Source organism: Anaerobium acetethylicum (assembly GCF_900096945.1).
Taxonomy (GTDB): domain Bacteria; phylum Bacillota; class Clostridia; order Lachnospirales; family Lachnospiraceae; genus Anaerobium; species Anaerobium acetethylicum.
Genome location: NZ_FMKA01000031.1, coordinates 22,440 through 42,864 on the forward strand (window position 1 = coordinate 22,440; position 20,425 = coordinate 42,864).

The 20,425-nt window shown below is 43.7% G+C and carries 23 protein-coding genes and 1 pseudogene; 2 read left to right on the plus strand and 22 right to left on the minus strand.

The features are described 5' to 3' along the window. Window positions 1-193 precede the first annotated feature (193 nt). Window positions 194-856, plus strand: coding sequence for a Crp/Fnr family transcriptional regulator (locus BJR36_RS16225; protein ID WP_091236309.1), 663 nt, complete (start codon window positions 194-196; stop codon window positions 854-856). A 164-nt stretch (window positions 857-1,020) separates the two neighbouring features. On the opposite strand, the gene BJR36_RS16230 is transcribed toward BJR36_RS16225, so the two are convergent. The 20 genes from BJR36_RS16230 to BJR36_RS16325 form a co-directional block, all read right to left on the minus strand. After that, entirely contained in the window at window positions 1,021-1,683 is a 663-nt protein-coding gene (locus BJR36_RS16230) for a flavin reductase (RefSeq protein WP_091236311.1), read from the minus strand. A gap of 94 nt (window positions 1,684-1,777) precedes the next feature. Next, window positions 1,778-1,933, minus strand: a complete 156-nt coding sequence (rd, locus tag BJR36_RS16235) for a rubredoxin (protein ID WP_091236313.1) — start codon at window positions 1,931-1,933, stop codon at window positions 1,778-1,780. 184 nt (window positions 1,934-2,117) lie between these two features. Next, entirely contained in the window at window positions 2,118-2,426 is a 309-nt protein-coding gene (ppnP, locus tag BJR36_RS16240) for a pyrimidine/purine nucleoside phosphorylase (RefSeq protein ID WP_091236314.1), read from the minus strand. 171 nt (window positions 2,427-2,597) lie between these two features. Beyond that, entirely contained in the window at window positions 2,598-3,722 is a 1,125-nt protein-coding gene (locus BJR36_RS16245; RefSeq protein ID WP_091236316.1) for a DUF4317 domain-containing protein, read from the minus strand. A 75-nt stretch (window positions 3,723-3,797) separates the two neighbouring features. Then, the gene (gene fliB / locus BJR36_RS16250) at window positions 3,798-5,048 is read right to left on the minus strand and encodes a flagellin lysine-N-methylase (protein ID WP_091236317.1); all 1,251 of its coding nucleotides are present in this window, start codon (window positions 5,046-5,048) and stop codon (window positions 3,798-3,800) included. Then, a complete protein-coding gene (locus BJR36_RS16255) occupies window positions 5,045-5,509 on the minus strand; it encodes a low molecular weight protein-tyrosine-phosphatase (RefSeq protein ID WP_139133571.1) in 465 nt (154 codons plus the stop codon). Before BJR36_RS16255 ends, fliB begins: the two co-directional genes overlap by 4 nt. A 178-nt stretch (window positions 5,510-5,687) precedes the next feature. Continuing rightward, window positions 5,688-6,917, minus strand: coding sequence for a site-specific integrase (locus BJR36_RS16260; RefSeq protein WP_091236319.1), 1,230 nt, complete (start codon window positions 6,915-6,917; stop codon window positions 5,688-5,690). Window positions 6,918-7,004: 87 nt separating this feature from the next. Then, window positions 7,005-7,259 carry an excisionase gene (locus BJR36_RS16265; protein WP_242875631.1) on the minus strand — a complete coding sequence of 85 codons (255 nt, stop codon included), beginning with the start codon at window positions 7,257-7,259 and terminating at the stop codon, window positions 7,005-7,007. Between the two features lie 48 nt (window positions 7,260-7,307). Continuing rightward, window positions 7,308-7,940, minus strand: a complete 633-nt coding sequence (locus BJR36_RS16270; protein WP_091236321.1) for a prepilin peptidase — start codon at window positions 7,938-7,940, stop codon at window positions 7,308-7,310. Between the two features lie 10 nt (window positions 7,941-7,950). Continuing rightward, window positions 7,951-10,638 (minus strand): GBS Bsp-like repeat-containing protein, encoded by a 2,688-nt coding sequence (locus BJR36_RS16275; protein ID WP_091236322.1) that lies wholly within the window; start codon window positions 10,636-10,638, stop codon window positions 7,951-7,953. A gap of 182 nt (window positions 10,639-10,820) precedes the next feature. Further along, window positions 10,821-11,495, minus strand: a complete 675-nt coding sequence (locus BJR36_RS16280) for a CpaB family protein (RefSeq protein ID WP_091236324.1) — start codon at window positions 11,493-11,495, stop codon at window positions 10,821-10,823. Between the two features lie 22 nt (window positions 11,496-11,517). Beyond that, complete coding sequence (locus tag BJR36_RS16285) at window positions 11,518-12,066, minus strand: hypothetical protein (RefSeq protein WP_091236326.1); 549 nt, start codon at window positions 12,064-12,066, stop codon at window positions 11,518-11,520. Between the two features lie 17 nt (window positions 12,067-12,083). Further along, window positions 12,084-12,497 carry a hypothetical protein gene (locus BJR36_RS16290; protein WP_091236328.1) on the minus strand — a complete coding sequence of 138 codons (414 nt, stop codon included), beginning with the start codon at window positions 12,495-12,497 and terminating at the stop codon, window positions 12,084-12,086. A gap of 71 nt (window positions 12,498-12,568) precedes the next feature. Beyond that, entirely contained in the window at window positions 12,569-12,784 is a 216-nt protein-coding gene (locus BJR36_RS16295) for a hypothetical protein (RefSeq protein ID WP_091236330.1), read from the minus strand. Between the two features lie 132 nt (window positions 12,785-12,916). Further along, a complete protein-coding gene (locus tag BJR36_RS16300) occupies window positions 12,917-13,747 on the minus strand; it encodes a type II secretion system F family protein (protein ID WP_330387968.1) in 831 nt (276 codons plus the stop codon). Window positions 13,748-13,797: 50 nt separating this feature from the next. After that, window positions 13,798-14,778 carry a hypothetical protein gene (locus tag BJR36_RS16305; protein WP_091236333.1) on the minus strand — a complete coding sequence of 327 codons (981 nt, stop codon included), beginning with the start codon at window positions 14,776-14,778 and terminating at the stop codon, window positions 13,798-13,800. A 15-nt stretch (window positions 14,779-14,793) separates the two neighbouring features. Next, on the minus strand, window positions 14,794-16,017 hold the full coding sequence (locus BJR36_RS16310; protein ID WP_169823751.1) for an ATPase, T2SS/T4P/T4SS family: 1,224 nt from the start codon (window positions 16,015-16,017) through the stop codon (window positions 14,794-14,796). A gap of 114 nt (window positions 16,018-16,131) precedes the next feature. After that, complete coding sequence (locus tag BJR36_RS16315) at window positions 16,132-16,506, minus strand: recombinase family protein (protein WP_139133572.1); 375 nt, start codon at window positions 16,504-16,506, stop codon at window positions 16,132-16,134. 549 nt (window positions 16,507-17,055) lie between these two features. Further along, the gene (locus BJR36_RS16320) at window positions 17,056-17,373 is read right to left on the minus strand and encodes a helix-turn-helix domain-containing protein (protein ID WP_169823753.1); all 318 of its coding nucleotides are present in this window, start codon (window positions 17,371-17,373) and stop codon (window positions 17,056-17,058) included. A gap of 275 nt (window positions 17,374-17,648) precedes the next feature. Then, window positions 17,649-18,233: a hypothetical protein gene (locus tag BJR36_RS16325; RefSeq protein WP_091236341.1), complete on the minus strand. Its 585-nt coding sequence runs from the start codon at window positions 18,231-18,233 to the stop codon at window positions 17,649-17,651. 896 nt (window positions 18,234-19,129) lie between these two features. Here BJR36_RS16325 and BJR36_RS21190 point away from each other — a divergent pair. After that, entirely contained in the window at window positions 19,130-19,252 is a 123-nt protein-coding gene (locus BJR36_RS21190; RefSeq protein ID WP_408605736.1) for a hypothetical protein, read from the plus strand. A 363-nt stretch (window positions 19,253-19,615) separates the two neighbouring features. On the opposite strand, the gene BJR36_RS21195 is transcribed toward BJR36_RS21190, so the two are convergent. Next, window positions 19,616-19,843: an HPr family phosphocarrier protein gene (locus BJR36_RS21195; protein ID WP_091236343.1), complete on the minus strand. Its 228-nt coding sequence runs from the start codon at window positions 19,841-19,843 to the stop codon at window positions 19,616-19,618. Between the two features lie 182 nt (window positions 19,844-20,025). Then, a pseudogene (locus BJR36_RS16335) lies at window positions 20,026-20,334 on the minus strand (sugar phosphate isomerase/epimerase family protein); the annotation flags it as partial. Between the last annotated feature and the right edge of the window lie 91 nt (window positions 20,335-20,425).

Genomic DNA, 20,425 nt, shown 5'->3' on the forward strand with positions numbered 1-20,425 from the left:
TGAAAATCCATACTCATCTAATCAGCGACAGACAGTCAAAACGGATGTTCTCAATCCGCTTACGCTACTTGCTCATAACCTTATTACCACTTCGTGATAATTAGCTTAAATTATCTGACACTAATCATATGTTTATAGTATAATAAATCTAATCACAAAAATATGTAACTACGGTTACACTCAGGAGGTAAAAATGCATCAATACATCAGTAAATTGTCAAAAGCAGATTTATTCAATGGGCTTAGTTCTTCAGATTTGGAGAACCTTCTGGATTTGAACTACTGTATATTAAGCAGATATCCCAGGAACACCGTTATCATCCAGGAGGAGGATTTATGCAGGTCCATCGGTTTTGTCCTTGAGGGCTCCCTTGCGGTCCAGCAGGCAACCTCAGAAGGAAATGTAGTGACCGTTAAAATTCTGGAAAAAAACAATAGTTTTGGCGAGGCGCTTCTGTTCTCTTCAAATCCACGTTACAAATTCAGCCTGACCAGCTCTTCTGACTCAACCATATTCTATGTTCCTTTTGACCAGACAGAAAAGCTGCTGAAGGCAAGCGACGTGTTCAGTACGAACTATATTGCTTTTTTATCAAACCGTATCTCAGAATTTAAAAACACCATAAAAATACTGGCTCACAAGGATGTCCGGACAAGGCTGCTCATCTACCTGGCGGGGGAATCCCGAAAGGCTGGCAGCCCGGTCTTTGAACTTCCCCACTCGAAAACTGAAATCGCTGATATACTGGGCGTTGCCAGACCGTCCGTCTCCAGGGAGCTTCAGCGCATGCAGCAGGATGACCTGATCCGGTTCGAACACCGGCATATGACCATATTAAAGCCAGAACTTTTCTAATCCGGCAGCATTGCATCTGCCGGGAAAGAACTGCCTTGGCATACTGACGGATTATATAAAATGTGCCCCTCATGTTTCTTCCAAACCATGAGGGGCACATTGTGATTCACTAACAGTCGCCTGCGTGATTTTTTTCTGTTTCAGTTCTGCTGAGTCCGATTAATCTATACTTCTTTTTTCACAAAAACCGCTTTCGGCTTTTTGCATATCGGACACTTATAATCGTCTGGCAGCTCTTCAAATGGGATATCGCCATCATAAACATATCCGCATACGCTGCAGACGTATTTTATGCTTTTGGCTTCTTCCTTCGTTTCTTCCTTTGGCTCCTCCGCAATATAAGTTGGCGCATTCTTAGGACTCTTCCCTTTTACGACCTTATGATAATATGCGTAGGTCATCGGTACGCCTGCAGAAAGTACATCTGCATCTACTACTTTTCCAAGGAAAACAGTATGGGTATCCGTTTCCATCTTATTGATGACCTCGCATGTAACATATGCGCAACCTTCTTTTACCACCGGCATCTCTCCGCGCACTTCATAAGCGACGGAATCGAACTTGTTAACGTCTTTTCCTGTCTGGAAGCCGAAGGTTCCGATAATTGACGGATCCGAATCTTCTGCAAGAATGGAAATTGCAAATCTGCCGCTCTTTTCAATGCACTGGTTTGTATAGTTGTCATGGTTGATGCTGATTGCAATCGTTGCAGGACTTGATGTGATCTGCATAGCACTGTTTGCCGTGCAGCCGGTTGGACGTTCTCCGTCCCAGGTTGAAATGATATAAACTCCATATGACAGATTCCTGAATGCATTATTGTTCATGATTCTTCCCTCCGAATCGTTTTTCTTTTATTTTCTCCATAAATAGAAAAAACGTTCAGGTGTGACAAAAAGCCACACCTGAACCATTTTCATCTTATATTTCTGTAAACGCGTCTTTATCAAGACCGCATACAGGGCAAACCCAGTCTTCAGGAACATCTTCCCAAGCTGTACCTGGAGCAACTCCGTTATCTGGATCGCCTGCTTCAGGATCATACACATAACCACATGGACATTCGTATTTCTTCATAAATAGCACCTCCATCATATAATTATCAATTTATTCAAATAACTTTGAACCATTATATTATAACACGATTGTAAAAGTAAATCAATCCCAAAATAATAATGATTACTGTTATCATCAAATTGCTGATTTTGCAATTTGTGTGCCTCATATGTGACTGTGAAGAACGTAGTCCTGAATAGTTACGTTATTTGTATGAGCAGCAGTAGTCCACATATTTCTCAACGATCATCTTAAAGCTTGAATCAGCTGGCACATCATAATTCTGTCCGGCTGTATACAATGTGTATTCTGTCTCTCCCGGCAGCATGACCGACATATCACCGCCAAGGATCTCCATATTTTCACTTGCCGCAGTGCTGAACTCATACTCTCCAGCCATCATAAATCCAAGGGTCTTGCGTTCGCCATTCTCAAATAAAACAGTTCGGCTTGTAACTTTTCCATCAAAATATACATTTGCTTTCTTAACTACCGTAACATTCTTAAAGTCCATATATTATCTCCTTAATCTCTTCATATTGAAAGTCAGGCAGCTGTTCGCAGACCTGAATTGCTACAAAAATTATATAAGCCACTGGTAATGATGTCAAGAAAAAGGTTACTGGCCACAGAGTGATATGAAAAAAGGTTACTGCCCACAAAGTGAACAGTAACCCAAAAAGATCTAGATCATCTTTACAGATATTCCGTTTACCTGAACCTGATCGTTGATTTCAATTACCAGGCATTTACGGCCATCAACCATTTTCGTCTCCACAAGATCCGTACGGTCCGGATTTATCTTGATCACGATATCCGGTGTCTTAACCTCAAAAACCTTTGTATTTACAACATTCTCGGCCATCAGGGATGCTTTCTCTCCTGCCAGCTGTTCGTAATGCTCGTCAAAATTTTCCAGTTTCTCATCATCGACACCGCTTTCGGAAAAGATGCGCTTCACCTCTGCTTTTACCAGAACGACCGGTTCCGGTACATCCTTGTGCTCATCGATGATTTCATTCAGCATATCATGGATATTTTTAACAATCTCGTAATCGCAGTCCTCACCGAGGGTCTCTTCAATCAGCGTCTGAAAAGCCTCCTTCTGCACACCTGCAGACAGTGGAATCTCGCATCCGAGAATCTGGTTGATCAGTTCTTCATGCAGCTCTTCCGGTTTTTTTGAATAATACAAGGTACTGTGTATATCTGTGCTCCTGTCATTAAAGGCCGGGAATAAAAATCCATTCAGCGGCATTTCCACGACCCAGTCCTGGATGCGCTGGTGAAACATGTTTGTTTCATCATGATAGCTCAAGCCCGGCTTTGAAAGGTTAACCGGACATATGGAACAGAGGATGTAGCTGTATACCTCGTCAGAAGCATCATCCATCTCGATCTTGTCGCTTGTCTTTCCCGGAATATCGTAGGCGGCAAACACCAGCAGAATCAGGTAGTTTCCTACATATTCATATGTCTGGATTATCTTTTCATAAAATTCCTCGACGAGTGTCTCATCTTTCAGTTCGCTTTTTCTCAATTTCATGAGAAAATCCTGTGTGCCTCCATAGAATTCCGATGATGTGGGGAAATCCATATTGATCAGGTTCTTGCCAAGCGTTCCTGACAGGGTCTTTTTAAATATTTCAAAATATTTGAAAGTCTCTTCCTCCGGCAGGCACAGGAATGCTTCCGAAAGCTTCGTCTTGATTTCCTTTTCTCCGTTGACATAGCAGCCGCATATTTTTGTGATAGAAGTTTTCTCATGGGAAAACTGTTTTTTGATTTCTGTTATTTCACTCTTTACCATTATTTCTGTTCTCCTTGTCTGTCCTGCAATCTTTTTTCATCCCTGTTTTCACGATCAATTCGAAACAGTGATGTTTCAGCTGATCAGCTGCAGCATATATCCGGGCTCCCACACTGTTTTTTCAAAGCGTTCGTCCCAGAACTCCTTCATGCCTTCTATATTGTATCCGATTATTCTTGAATATGCCACTATGTAATCCCGCACATCATCATATTCGATTTTTTTCTTCCCATTGATCAGCCAGATCAGAAAGCACGAATATCTGACCATGACATATTCCGTAACCGCCATCTGAAACGACATGATCATTTCCTCAATATCGTCACTGACGCAGGTGCCAAAAACCTTTGAAACCATACAGTTTTCCAAAAGCCTGTCGTAGTGGCTGAATTCTGCTTTGAAAGCATCCCATACTGCTGAGACTGCATCTGTTTCCAGCGTTTCTGCCAGCTCGGCTATATCATGCAGGTAGTAGCCGAAGCTTTCTTCGTTCCTGTAATTCTGAACGACATCAAGAAAAAGGTCATTGATCTCTGTGATTGATGCACGGATCGTATTTTCATGACCGCCTTTTTCTCCTGTTCCGCCTGGTTCTTTGGCTGCACTTGATTCTTCGGTTGCACCAGCTTCTTCAGCTGCAGCGGATTCTTCGTTTGCGCCGGATTGGTTTTTTATGTTTAAAAGCATATTGAACGCAGAATAGAAACGTTCCAGAATGGGAATTTCACGGTTCTGTATCATATTCAATATTGCTTCTCGGATTGCGTAGGCTGGCGGCAGATATTCCCTCATCGGAACGTTCGTCCCATGTGAGAACACGCTCTGCCCAGAATGTGCAGTCGGACTAACAGTATCTGATTGACCGGCGTCAATCATCCCTTCACAAAGCAAAGTGTCACGATCGCCTTCAAATTCAATCTTGATCTGGCCGCTGATCCTGTTTATCATTTCAACCACTTCCGGACACCCGCAGGAAAGCGAAAATTCCCGCAGTTTCCCGAATCTGTTTTCCTGTCTCGGAAATTTTCTGCATGTTTCAGGCATGTAATCTTCGCCGAATTCCTCACAGATACTGCAGAGACCACTTTCATTCAAAAAAGGGCAGCATTTGCGAGGCCCCATTTTAATAAAGTTCTGCGTTCCGGCATCACCCTGTTTCGATATCACTTGTCGCACAAGATAACCGGGATGCTCCGACTTCGTTTCCCATTTCTTATTGGTGGCATCATCAACAACAATATCCCATCCCTCGCAGCATGTGAAATCGCAGCTGCCGCCTGTACACCTGAAGCCGTCATAAATTTCCAGCTTTAAGATATTCTTCATATCGTATCCTGGTCCAACAGATATGTCAGCATCGCTTCACATCCCTCTAATACATCCGCGTATGTCCTGTCGAAATCCCCTGTATACCACGGATCTGCAATGTCCCTTGGACTGTCGCAAAAATCCAGGAGCCTTGCAATCTTATGGTCTGTATCCTGCCCCACGATTCTTTGCATATTCCTTATATTTGTCTGTTCCATACCCACCAGATAATCATACTTCCCGTAGTCCTCTTTTCGAAGCTGTACAGCATGCTTGCCCGCTGTGGAGATGCCGTATTCCGCCAGTTTCCGTCTGGTTCCGTGGTGGACCGGATTGCCGATTTCTTCACGGCTGATGGCCGATGAGACGGCCATCAGCATGCCGTCGAGGCCTCTCTTTTTAACCAGATCGTTAAACACAAATTCTGCCATTGGTGAACGGCATATGTTGCCGTGGCACACCATCATTATTTTTATCATCTATCAAAACTCCTTTTAAATGCTTGTTTTCCTTGATTTTACGGGCTTTTCGGCCATTTTACGGCAGAGGCTGTTTCTCCTTTTTATGGTATAATTTAGCATAAATCGGCATGGATTTTCCATCAAGTGTCGTAAAACTGTCGTAAAATAAAAAAGTTTTACGACAGTGGTTTTTCGCCTATTCATTACAGGCTTTCATAAGTTCCATTTTCTGGTTCTTACATACCGCTATCATTTCGGCACTGACATCTTCAAATCCCACATGTGTATAAGTATTCAGCGTCACGCCGATATCACTATGTCCCATGATGTATTGAAGAGTCTTCGGGTTCAATCCAGCCTTTGCCATATTGCTGCAAAACGTATGCCTGCATACATGCGGTGTTACTTTCGGCATCGGCACTTTATAGAGATCATTGTATTTATTACAAATATGTTTGAAATACTTTTCCCAATGGAGTGCCACCATAGGCATGTCATTTCTATCCAGATACAGGAATCCGCTTTTGCCATCGACCATCGGTTCGGTCCTCAGCCGCTTTCTGTTTTTAATAATGTCCCGAAAACATTCACCGACCTCTTCCGTCATAGGAATCTTTCTTGTCCCGCTTGTTGTTTTCGTATCCTGAATAACGTACTTCATATTTCTCGTCCTCTGCAGCTGATGATCCACGGTGATTATTGCGTTCTTGAAGTCGATATCACCTATAGTCAGCCCCACAAACTCTGAGATACGCAGCCCTGTCTTAAACAGGATAAAGATACCTTCATAATATTTTGAAAAGTGCCTGTCATTCTTAACAAAATCCAGAAATGCTTTTTCCTGTTTCCTTGTAAGCGCTTCCCTCGTCACACTATCATTCACGACAACAGTGTTCAGTTGAAAATCAAAAGGATTTTTTCGAAGCAGGTCGTCCTCTACTGCCATCTGAAATGCCGGCCTGACAACTCCCCGGACAGAATGGATCGTACTGTAGCCTCTGCCATCATCCTGCAGCTTGATCAACCATGCCTTTGCGTCCGAAAATTTGACCTTATCAATTCGCCTATTTCCAAACTCCTCTTTCGCAATAATGTTGATCACAAAATTATAATTAGCTTTGGTATTATGCCTTACGCCCCGCTTTTGAGACACATATTTTTTAATCAGGTCAAGTACAATAACATGCTCGCCATCGTTTATTGCCTCATTGTAAAAATTCCTTTGTATTTGCTTTTCTTTTTCTCTGAGAGACGAATCATTACGGCTGCCTTTCGGAACTGGATCGGAATTTGTCAACTTACAACTGTATACCGTTTTTCTATTTCCAAAAGCATCCTGATATTTATATTCGTATTTCCCATCTTTACGTTGGCTCTCGCCATTCCATAACTTGCGGCCTTTACTGTCGCGTCTTACCTCCGGCATATTCATTGCTCCTTTCATAATAAAAGAGCCAAACTATGATATACAAATAATACCATAAATCTTGCTCTGAATCTATCCAAACATCTGTTAAATAGCGCTTAAGAATTCGTCAATATATTTTTCAAACAGCTTTCGCTTTATCTGCGGTCTTGTTCCATTCCATAAAATAAAATCTGCATTTGGATTCTCGTCTATTATTTTCCTAAGCTTCTTATATCCGATATGGAAATAATCTGATGCTTCCTGAACGGATAATATATATTTTCTCCAAATAGGGATTTCAAAATTTCCAGTCCCATTTGCCAGTGCAAAGTCCTTTGATGCGTTTTCTGTTCCCATCATATTCAGCCCGCCTTTCCCCCCTGAAATCAATCCCGAATCGTACTGTTGTCATAACAGCAGCAACAGAATCGTTGCCGCCGCTATACTCGGCGCAAATGCCGCCTCTTCTTTCATTTTCCATCTTCTTAGATCAAGCTGTCTCCTGTTCGAAACCATGAATATAAGAGCCGCAAGTATCATATTATAAAGCAGATACAGCAAAGGCAGTTCATATTCCCTGGAGCACAGAAACAGGGAAACCACGATGTAAATTTCTCCATCCCCTTCTCCATACATGCCTGTCCTGGTCTGCACTCTGACCAGCAGCGCATACACAGCCAGACAGATGAAGGCCGTCTCCATCTGTCTGCCCTGCAATGCCTGATAAATCAGATATCCGGCGCCTATAGCTCCCGCAGCCAGGTTGAAGACGGAATATACCTGCATGGTGAGCCTGTCGATAAAGGCAGTGACTAACAGGTATCCTGTCAGAAACGCATACAAGTAGTATTCTCCTTCCAAACCGTACCTCATATAGAAGGCGGAAGCCGCTACGACTGCAGCCGCAACCATAAGATGACGGTCCTTTTTCCCCAGGATGATCAGGACCTCTGTGTCCGCCTTTTTTATGGTCCAGAACATGGCCGCCATCTGAATCAGCATTATTACCGTAGTGCAGGCAATCGCCATAACATCTTTCATTTCCCCTCCCTTAATGGGTCCTGATCCTGGTTCTTAGCTTATCCAGGATAGAACCTGCCACAGTAAACGACGGTTCTGAGGTATCAGTCAGCGATCCTTTGTAAGCCGTCACTGTTATTTCATAAGCACCATCCTGCGCCATAACCGGAACAAAGAATTCATACTCCATGGAATCTGTTGCCTTAGGCGTCAGGATGATTTCCCTGTCCAGGGATGCATCAAGGGCCGTTATGGATGCCGGAAAAGTCACTATGACCTTTTCAGCAAATCCGGTTGTTGCAATCCTGAGAATTCCTTTTTCCCCTCCCGCAAAGCAAGGTTCATGTGGCGACAGGACCCTTGCGACCGTTGCTGTTACTCCTAGCAGATATATATCCTTTTCTAAAAGGACTCCAACGTTTCCTGCCTTGTCCGATGCCTTTATGATGACATGGATTCCATTATATCCTGCAAGATCAGGACTTGTTACGGATGCTGCATAGCTGTCGGTGCCTGTGGCATCCAGCTCCTTTGTCATGGATATCTCTACATCTGCCTTATCAATAATTTCTGCCCATACCTTCTGCACCCCCGAGTGTTTCTCAATGACATTTTTTACATTCAGTTCCAGCACGGATCCCGTATATGCAGCAGTTGCATCCCCATCAGGCGCTGTGACATCCAGTTTCACCAGGGCGTATTTCGAAGCGGTATTGCCTGCATTGTCCTCTGCTATTGCCTGGTAGAACGTGATTCCTTCTGTCAGTATAGAATAGTCAACCTGCGAATAACCTGATGCAGCCTTTGTCTGGCTTATTCTCTTCCTGAATTCCTGGCTTTCCGTGAATTCCTTCAGGGCTGCCGCCCTGTCCTTCGATGCATTCAGCTTATCCGTATGGTATTTCAGCCCAGCCCCGTCCGGAGCCCTGCCAAGGACCGCCCTGTACAGGATTTCGATATATTCCTGATTGCTGTAATTCCTGCCTGTAAATTCCGGACTGGAAACCACCTGCCGGACAAGGATTTCTCTTGAAAGATCCTCCTCCACTGCCTTTGTCAGCCAGTACAGGATTTCATCCTGGGACGCAGTTCTGTTCAGCCCATACCGGTACAGACCTTCTACAATCTCCATGTAGTTATCTGTTGAAAGCACAATTCCTTTCAGCCCGCTCCCTCCCTCATCCGTTGCCGACAGGGATAATGCCGCTTTTCTGGTCCATCCTATGTTCCTTTCACCGCTGATGACAGGCGGTATCTGGTCGATTGTCGTTTCCGCAGCCCCGATACACTGAACATTATTGACATTGTCGTATGCGTAGACATGGCTGATATACCGCCCTCCTTCGTTACTGTGGCCGCTTGCCGTTACGTGGTAATACCAGGTTCCATTTCCCAGGTTCGCCGCCGTATACCATCGGATGTCGTCCTGCCCGTTTGCTGCCGTCCAGGTCGGAACCAGGACTGATTTTACCCCTGACTGGGAATCGGACACCCCGTAGATATATACATCATATCCGGTGGGATTGGCATTTTTAATCTCTGTTTGCGTACCTGCCGGCGGCGTCCCGTCCGACTTCAGGGTTATGCTCTTGTTCCAGTCATAGCCGGCACATTCCGCGCTGATCCAGTAATCAGCCAGTCCGTTAAGGGCGCCGTTGCCATACACCCTGGAGTGCGGGAATACATGCATCGTCCAGTCGTTATACGGGATATAGCATTCGATTCTTGTCTTTAATACAGACGTATTTCCTTCCCGTCTCTGCCATGCAGCTGTCGGCACAATCCCATCTGCAATATCATAATAAGTCTGGAGGCTTTCCATGCCGCTTGATGCATATGCGCCCTGCCCGGTCTCCAGATCGATATGCTCCAGAACGGAGGAGCCGTTTTCATTCAGCACGTTAAAGCTCGCAAAATTCGGCTGGTAATAATCTGAAGAATAGCTGGCTATGCTGTCGAAGTTCAAAGCGATGCCTGCTTTTGTCCTTACCCAGTAGGTTCTGTTTCCTACAGAATATGTGCATTCCCTCTGGTCCATCCATATCCCCGTATTGTCGATGGTCGGTAGCTGTGACGCCGGTATGTCCACGCCGAGATTAAAGTATCCGATAAAAACCGCTGCCGGAAGGTCCATATAGGCGGCAATATCGTTCTGGGTCCTGCATACGGAGCCGCTGTAATAAGCATATCCGTTTGCGGAGTCGCCCATGGTCCCCTGTGCCGTTCCGTAATTTACCTTTGTCATGATTGCATTGAAGGTAAAGTGCGATGATGTCGTACCCCTGAGCACGCCGTTCAGCCAGCTTACATTTCCGGCATCCGGCCATTTGGACTGCATCTGTCTTATGACTTCGGCCATGGGAATCCGGTAAAGGTCATACTGATATCCTCCTACAGTCGCCTGGCTTATGTGTGTTATGGAACCTCCTACGGCACATTCAATGTAATGTCCTGCGTTCGAAGTAATGGACCATCCTATGGTGCGGTAGCGTGTTCCGCTGGTTCCAATCTTTGCAGATGTCCCCAAATAGAAATAGTTGTCTGACACTATGACTTTACTGTTCAAATAGGAGATTGAAAATTCATATGCATTGTCAAGGCTTCCGGCTTCAGCTTTGTTTCCGCAAAAAAATACAAGTCCGCTAAAAATCGCTGCAGAAATCAGCAGTCCTACGATTTTTGATGCTATCTTTTTTCTAACTGTTCTTCTTCCATTCACGCCCGGCGTTCCTCCTTTCCTGGTATTTTTCTATTCGTATATCTTGTTCATATGTCTTATTCCTGTATCTTATTCCTGTATCTTATTCCTGTGTCTTATTTCTGTATCTTATTCCTGTGTCTTATTCCTGTATCTTATTCGTGCATGTATATCTGGATTTCTTTGCCTGCCGCTTTTCTTGGTCAGTATGCTCCGTGCAGCTTGCTGACCCGCACTGTGCCCAGGCTGATTTTCTCGTTCAGACGTGCCTCATCCTTCTTATCGATGATGAGGTTCAATACCACTGCGGATGTCTCCGAATCTCCTTTTGCAGTTTCCTTGCCGCTGCTGTTGAGTGCCTTCGTTACATATACCCTGTCGAATATCTCCTCATTCGTGCCTGTTGAATCATCAACTACAGCAATGGAAACCAGATCCCCTTCCCTTAAAATGCCTCCTACCACCTGGGAAATGTCATTCACCAGAATGCTGGCTTCAATGGGATCTTCTATATCAGCGAGCACGTCTTCCTTAGGGATGACAGCGTCCTCATATACGATCATGTTCGTTTTCATGTCCTTCGTCGTAATCTGTCCGATAAGTTGGTCCATGCTGGCTATGGTTCCATCGACCGCCAGTCCTCCCGGTATCTTCGTTTCTACAAACAACTCTTTCACGTTTCCCTTTGTGATAACCATTCCTTCCTGAATCTCGACAGCCGCTTTTATAGCGGATACGGTCTTCTCCTTATTCAGAATGCTCCTTTCAAGAGACATGAGGGAAACAAAAAGGACAGCTGCCACGAAAAAACTGACTGCCATCCGTTTCAGATCCTTATTCCCTTTCTTCTTTTTTATACCTTCCTTATCCTTTTTCATCCAACATCCTCCATCTCCCATATCAGTCAGTAATATCAACGCTGTTTTCCTTGTGGACATAATAGGTTGCATCTGAATAACCAGTTAACAGAAATCCGATTCTGCTGTAGATGGTTGCGGTTGTGATCAGAGCTCCATCCGGCGTCGTCATCCTCCCTGCCATATCCGGATACACTTTTTTCGAAATGATGCCGTTTTCATCCAAACTGGTCACTGCAATCTCATCTTCACTGACTTCGTAAACAGCAAACTCTTCGACTATCACCCTGCCGCAGATGAGCCTGTCATCCTCCGGCATAAAATCCGCATCCAGGTTCAGGTTATCCGCCAGCGCTTCCTTATATCTGCCATATGCTTTCGAAAAACCATCCACAAAAATCCTGTTTGTTGCTCCGTATTCTTTCAAATCAATGACTGCAGCTGCAAGATTCGATGCCGCAAGCCCGTCTTCCACGTAATTTTTCGTCGTCTTTATCACATGCATCCGGTATCCGAAAAGCACGAGGATGCAGAGAATTGTGATCATCATCAGTCCGATGAGGTACTCCAGACTCCCGCTTTTCTTCTTCATATGGACTCCTCCCATCTTCAATACTTGGCCGTTGAGCTTTTCTTTACGTGGACCGGGATTGTCTGCATCTTTTTTCTTAAGTCAAGATTTTCAAGAACCGTATAAGATGTCATCTCAATTTCTCCGGTAATCTCAAGGGTCACCTTATTTCCGTATCCCGCCTCTGCAAGAGTCGTTCCGGAAAGCGAGATATTGGTCATCCCCAGCTCCGCCAGGGCAAGAAGCATCTGCTCCTTATCCTCTTCTACAAGATATCCTTTTGTCTCCATGGAGAGCAGATATTCCCTTGCCGTAATGTCAACCCGGTCTTTCTTATCCATGTCGCCGTAAAAGGATACCATTGCAATACTAATGATGCCTGTCACCACTACAGAAATCAGGACTGCCACAAGCTTCAGCATGCTTCCCTGTTTCTTCCTTGCTAGTTTCAATGAATGCCACCTCGATTCACATATTTCAAGGCGCTTCCTCCCAAAGGGAAAAAGCACCTTGCTGTTCATGACTACATTGTGAATAATGCTTGGATTTTTGTAGAAACCAGCGCTATGATGGTTTCCAGTACGATCTTGATCTGGTCTCTGAATAAGATAAGAAGAACGACTGCCACCAGGGAAAGCCCAAGTTCCATCAGAATTTCCTTTCCGCCTCTCTTTTTCGTCAATAATTTTCCTTTCATTTTACCTGTTACGTTTTCTGCCATTACTTTCATATTCCTCATTCTCTTTTCCTCCCGAAATTTAGTTTGGTTGTTGCTAACGGTTCATTCATTCGTGTTGTAAAGGACATAACCCTGAATAGTTTCGTTTTTTGTCCATGTCTAAACCGACACGTGAAGTTTCCATGTTTATTTCTAAAACCCTAGCAGTGCTCCTCCCAGCTCGATTGCCAGGGAATACATGCATACCGCAAGCACCCCGATAAATACCAGGAGCTGCAGAACTTCTATCTTCCCTTCCAGCCTTGCCTTTTCCTTTCTGGCAACCGCCTGCTGGATGTCTGTTACCTGCGTCGAAAGATCCTCCAGAATCTGGATGCTCTTTCCGCTTTTTAACGACTGCCTGATTACAATGCAGAACGTATCGATATAGCTGTTCTTAAACCGGATATTGAACATGTCTATTGCCGATTCAATATCTTTTTTCATGATTATCTGATTATTCAGTTCCAGCAGGGCGCTCTTCAGACGTCTGCTCTTTACTGTCAGATAGCATTCTGTCAGGGATTCCGTCAAAAACACACCTGCCCTTGTCTGGATTTTGAGGGTATCGTAAATCTGCTTGATGTCATTGAGCATCCTTTCATTATCACTGTCATTTGACACCTTGAGTATAAGGTCTGCTGCAAAAAATCCGGCTACTGCCAGCAATACCGTCAGCAGCACGTTTCCTTCCATAAATCCGATTACTGCCAAAAATGCAGCCAGAACCGTCTTTACCAGAATGAATGCCACTGGGTCCGCCCTTGCATTCAGCATGAACTCAGCTCCATGCCTCGACAGATACAGGGCGATTCTGTCATAATTGAAGTAGTTCACTCTGCTTGCAGCCATGCTCTTTCGCAGCATTTCTTTCGTCATGCATGATATCCTGTCCACCCTTTCTGTTATGCAGTAGATAATAAAATAAGCCTGCAGGCTTAGAAAAGCCATGCTGCACTGAACCCCGTACTCCGTCATCCTCACTATATCCAAATTCACACCGCCTTTTGTTTTCTGATTTTAAGAATTGTATTTTATCCCTTGTCGAAGGAAATCATCACCCAGGCACAAAGCAGTAATACCATCCCGCAGTACAGCAGGATCATGTTTCCAATGAACGTCCCAAGCAGGAGGCCTGCCATTCCGTCGACAAATCCCCGAAACATCCAGATGATCAGTCCGCAGCTCAAAAGAAGTATCCCTATCTCCAGCCTTCCGTTATTGATGATTGACTTCCTCTCTTCCTTTCCTTTCAGGTATTCCTTCAGCATCGTCCTGTTGTCTGCGATAATGGCCTCATAATTTGCCTCATGCCTTGAGCAGATGTCGATGTTCCGGATGATATCCCTGAATTTTTCATGCTCCACCTTGCTGGTCAGATTCTTAAATGCAGTTCCGATATCCCCCGTGTTATAGGCCTCTGATGTAAAATCCATGACATAAGATTTCAGAGGTTCCTCCAGATACGGCACCGTATAGCGGAATATGCTCACGATATCATCATTTGACTTGCTGTAGTTTTCAAGCAGGTTGCAGAATGTAATGATGTTCTTTTCAACCCTCCTGTAATTGATGCCTGCCAGAATATAGATCAGCAGATATGCCGCTACGATGATTGCAAGCATGCCCAGAACCCCGAATATCCACATCCCCGTCAGGGATTCCGCCAACATGGCAGCTCCTGCACCGGCTATCATTACGCCAAGGATATAGAACTCCGTATTCAGGAAGGTAAGCCATTTCTTCAGGCTGCTCTGCTCCATCATCTGGTCCAGATGGTACAGGAACTCCACTTTCTCCTGGTTCCCCTCTTCTTTCTGCAGCTGGTTCTCTTTGTCCTGTCTTTCTTCCGAAAGCATCCTGGTCTTTTTGTAAATCTCCGCCGCTGACTTTTCGATGACCCTGTTCTGTGCCATCAGCCTGATCAGAAAATCAATTGACATCCCCAGACACAGGAGAAGCAGTATCTTCATCAACATGGCTGCTTCATTAGCAAAGGGCTGTATCCATCCCATTTTTTTATCACCTCCCTAAAATATCCTCCTGTAATCCATCCTGTGATGCTCCTCATTCCATCCAGCTACTTCTGATATTTCCTTCACCATGAAATTCTCCATATATACGACCGTCTTAATGCCGGCCAGCATTTTCATGGCATCTTCCTTAGAATAGTCGCTCTCGTACTTGATGTAGTCTGCAAGCTTATCCAGTGCCTGGGTGGAATTCATGCCGTGCACGCTTGCCCAGCACTTATGACCGGTATAGCTTGCATTCAGCAGATATAAGGCTTCACCTCCCTTCACTTCTCCGATGATGAAATAATCGAGGTCCGTAAGAAGTCCGTTCCTTGCCAGATCCTTCAGTCCATACTGGATCTTCCCTTCGCCCTTTGATGTCACTACATGCTGGAACATCAGATCCGGATGGCTCTTTGAGAACAGCTCCTCATTTTCCTGAATCACCAGGCCGCTCCTGTCATGAGGAATCTTCTCCAGCATCACATTCATCAGCGTCGTCTTTCCGCTAGCCCCCTTTCCCGTGAAAAGGATACCCGAAGCCTCTACTGCCTGCCGCTTCAGATACTCAGCCTTTTCTTTCGTCAGCATCCCTGCCTGAATCAGCTTTTCCATGCTCGGCTTGTTTTTTGGTATTTTCCGGATATGAAGGTATGGTATGTCCACCGAATTGACGTATGCCGTCGCAATGTTGAAGCGGAGGATGGAAGTGTTACAGCTGTCCTTATCCGTAAAATTCTGTATCGCGTTGATGTCGCTTAAGTTTGTCATGTTCTTTACTGCAACCAGATCCACAAACCGTCTGTAGTCTTCCCTGCTTCTGAATTTCACATCCGATGTAAGGCGGTTCCCGTACCTCTTTATACGGATATTGTCCTCATTCAGGACCTTGATATCCGAAATGGATTCGTCATAGATCAGGCTCTCCAGTACATGATATCCCCAGATGAATTTTTCAAATTTGCCGCTGACCCGCTGGATCTGTTCTTTTTGAACTTTGCAATGCTGCATGAACGCTTCGACTTCCTTTAGGAAATCCTCCTTCGTCTTCATGCCGCGCTGCATCATGTTCAGCGACCTTTTTTCCACATGGACGAAATGATTGATGACATCATCCAGTATCGTTTCATCATCTTGTTCTGCTTCCGTTTTTTCGCTGGTTCCTGACAGAATAGGATCTGCGGTCTGTCCCTCATCGATTTCTGATGCATCAGTGATGTTGTCTGATGTTTCTTTCATGATTTCTTTTCTGAATAACGCCATTCTTTTCCTATCCAGTCATGTTCCATAACATGGATTCCTCCTTTCCCGGTATTTTACCAATGCCAAGGCATTTGATGTACGGACTGCCTGTTACGAAATGCTGTAGCTATTGATCGTCAGTTTTTTGCCGTCTCCTACGGAATACAGGCTTTTTCCATACCGTTCCACCGTTTCCAGAAAAGAGTGTATCTCCTTCCCGCATTTCGTAATCGTGTCGATGGACGTGATGAGAATCATTTCGTACTCCCCGTCACACAGTCCCCTAAGCAGTTGTTTGATGCCTTCCCGGCTTATATCTCCGGCTTCGTCGATTTCTACAATGCATTTCGTAACCTTCAGCGAATGCTGCTTTGCAAACTCCAGCAATTCTTCCAGCCTGGTATCCAGCTTGCTGCTCCTGTCATTTGACCTGACATAGATGCATATCCTTACATGTTCTTCCATTATTGTGCTTTGACCTTTCATGTTTTCTTGAGAATTCCATGCGCATGTTGTCTTCTCACGCAGAAAGACTTCCGAAAATCCTCCTGCGTGGGAAGACAACAGTAAATCATCTTCCCTTTTTCAATCCCCCCCAGCCGGGTCCCATATGTACGGTCTTGTCATCGACCATCACTATATCCCGGCCAGAGCCTGTCCCGGCCGGATATAAGAATTACGCTTCCATGAAAATGCAAAATGCTGAGATTCATGTGCTGATTTACCTCATTAACCCCTGTAACACAATGAATAGACTCTTCATTCAGGTGAATACAAGCCTCTGCTCATAACCTTAGGCGAACAAACGAATTCCTTATGTCAGGTTGATCGTCGCACGAAATGGGCTAGTACCGCCCGCCAGAATTGCTCTGGAAGGTGAGGATAAACTTCGGACGTATGGGTGTCCTATTCAGTTTTCATCGGCTTATTCCTAAGCCATGAATAAATTATACAAAACAAATCGCCTTACCTAAACCAACCAATACTGCTTCCCGACCCATAGTAATACTGCGGGTTGGGAAGCATAATCTGGCTCTACTCGATATTTTCCAGAATTCCTTTTAGAATTTTCAATGCCAGGTCTATCTGCTTCTCAGTTTTTCCTTTTAGCAGGATAGATACCCTTTCCTCTATGGATAGTACTGCCCCATGGGTTAAATAATCCATAGAAATCCCGAAAAGCGCCGAGATTGCGACAAGCGTATCAACCGATGCCCCATTTTTCCCATTTTCAATTTTCGCAAGTCCATTGACCGAAATATTCAGCTTTTCAGACAGTATATCCTGTGTGAATCCCCTCCTGCGCCTTTCCGCCTTGATTCTCATTCCGCTTTCTGCAATGTCATAATACAAATGCGTTTCCTCCTTAACGCAAAAAAGAGCCGTAACCGACTCTTTCTGCTGATATTTGGAAGACAGATGCATTATGCAGCCTAAAAAAGGGCATAAAAAAACCCCAGGCCGTAAAGGTCTGAGGATTTGTTACCTGAATATTTATAGATGCCATATAATGCGAGACTGTCTCCATCATGGCAATTGTAACATATGCAGAGTCTGAAAACAGTCCGAGGATAGTCCATATTCTGTCCGGCAAAAGTCCATAGCGAGTCCCCCTGCAAACCTGGGAATCAATCCTGGATCACATTGTTCCCATAGATTGGAACGGTAATCTGTTTCATCTTCTTCAAATTCGGAAGGATAATATACCACAAGCAGTATCCGAATATCTTAATAGCCTCTGTCTTATATTTATAATAAGTACTCCTGGCAAGCGACAGATGATGGAGGATGTCATCTTCCTTATTGACGTTCTTCACTAGATAATTCAGCTCCAGCACTTCACAATAAACCGGCCCCTTTTCCGGATACTCCATTACCTTCTGCATTGCCAAAACTATCATCTTCTCTACGAGCCTTATTTCATGGATCTCCCGAAGCTTTTCATCAAGATTTCCATTATTTATATGGTAACCGTATCTATCCAGTATATCGGTCACATCCTTCAAATCCTGATTCATAACAGGCTGGCATTCCTCCTTCTCATCAATATGGCTCTTTATGCTCCATAATGCATGTCTGTAATTTCGCAGCAGGCGCTTCGCTTTATGCAATATCTCATCGGAAATCATTTCCGGTGTTACAGTATATTTTTCAATCACCGTAAGTAGCTCTTCCGACTCCATATTCTCCTCTAAAACATAATCCTTTGTCATGTATACCCCTCCCTCTAGCCGGCAGCCTTTCAGTCGCAATTGCCCTTACCTGATATTTCTGCTTACAGCTTTCCAATACCACCATTTCCGGTAGCGGGCCGCAGCTTCTCCACTACGATCACCTCCCCGAGTTACGCTTTGCATACTTCTGGCACATGACAAAGTTGCCCCATCCTACATCAACTTTCATATGCTTTTCTCATCCTTAGAATCCATACATATAAATCCCTTAATTGAAGCTAAACCCTGCCTATTTACATATTCATTTGACAGTACATTAATTCCGCACGCTCTGCCCCATACTTAATAGACCTACTAATTTCTGCGCTTTTTGAGTGAAAGGATGCGTTCTTAAATTGTTGATTATCACCTGTTATTCCTACTGCCTTAAAATCAAACATATCGTTGCCAATAAAGAGAAACGACACTATTCAAAGATATAGTGATTATTCATATGAACCGAAGCTGTCATCCCTTTCAAAAGGCCATAAGCTCTGAAGCATGCGCCTATACTTGTTTTCCATTCATGATATTTCGTATGTCAGTAAACGTATTCACATTTCAACATAAAGATATTTATCACTAAGGTCTGATCCCCCCTTTGCATGGTAGGCTTTTCTACAATACCACAAAATTTATGTTTCATTTTAACTTTGTAATAAATAGCATGTTTTATGTAATAATTAGTTAAAAAAGTTCATATATGGTAAATTTTGTTTGAAAATGTGAAAGAGCGGTAAAAAGAAGTTGAACCGTAAAATGACTTTCCTTTTCAAAATGATTTGTATAAAGAATTGTGCCGGTAGCATATGCTACCGGCTGACAGTATTGAGTAGTCTTCCTGATTTTACAAATCAAAAAATTCAAGACGGTAATTACATTAAGCGGCAGCCGATATTGCTTTCTATCTCAATTTTTCATCACAAAGTCATCTTGGCAATTTTTTTAAAAACAGTACCGGAATGACCTTGAAACAGTATCGTAATAAATTTTCTTCGATAGAGGAGTATTCCGTTTGAAAAGGTTCTTCTGCAATTATCCATCTGCACGTTCAAACCAAACCGCTAACCTGATGTCACTGGCACACTTTCACAGAAAGTGTGCCAGTGAACTATATTCTCTCTTATAACGATAGAAGCACACCCTGGTGTGACTATCTTAGGATCAGCGCAAAAACAGTTTGTGAAATTATAGCTTGACGCATAAATACGGAAGCGCCGGCACTATGTGAAATTCCCCACGGTGCTGGCGCTTCCATTATTTTTTTAGGTGCGCTTAAAATATAGTATAAGCGTCACATGACCGAAATCTCCATCTTTAAATTCCATACGATTTTTCATTGCAATCTATAACCTGTTTAAAACCCTGATTGATTTTTTCTGCTAACAACAATACTGATCAATACTTTGTATTAACACATCCGCACTATCAGCATGTATGATCAATTCGGTATTTGAAGAACCCTGAAGCGTTGCAACTCCCAATAGTGATTTTGCATCCACAAAATAGCTACCACAGCACAAGTCACAGTTACACTCAAATTGATTTATTGCATTGACAAAATGAACCACTTCGTTCATTCCTGACAAGTGTACTGATATTTTCTTCATAATAATTCACATTCCTTTCTCACAGCTCATGTTCAAATCTTTATGAGGACACTTTAGCTTCTTTCAATTTTTCTATCATATTGGCCCTTAGAAATACAGATATGTTACCATTTTAGGAGCCACCCGATTCATTTGCACTATTGCTGGTTCTTTTTAATTACATTATCCAAGAATGCCGTAGATTAGATTACAAACTGCTCCATATATTTTTTGCTTAATTTCAAACTATCTATTACCCTTTTCGGGTTTCCCTCAAATGCTTTGTCTTCTACTTCTATACAGGTATAACCGTCATACCCGATATCCGTTAACGCACTTACATACTTGCCCCAATCAACATCGCCAAGACCTGGAAGCTTTGGAGACATGAACTCTAGTGGATAGGCCATAATACCAACTTGATCTAATTTATCAAAATACACTTTAATATCTTTATAATGTACATGGAAAATCTTATCTTTGAATTCATAAATTGGTTTGATATAGTGTAAGTGATTCAAAACTCGGCGTCGTATTCAGGAGTGCCATTTTATGCTATGCTGATGGCATCACTTTTTGAAGCTCCTTTTATGCTTTTGCTGA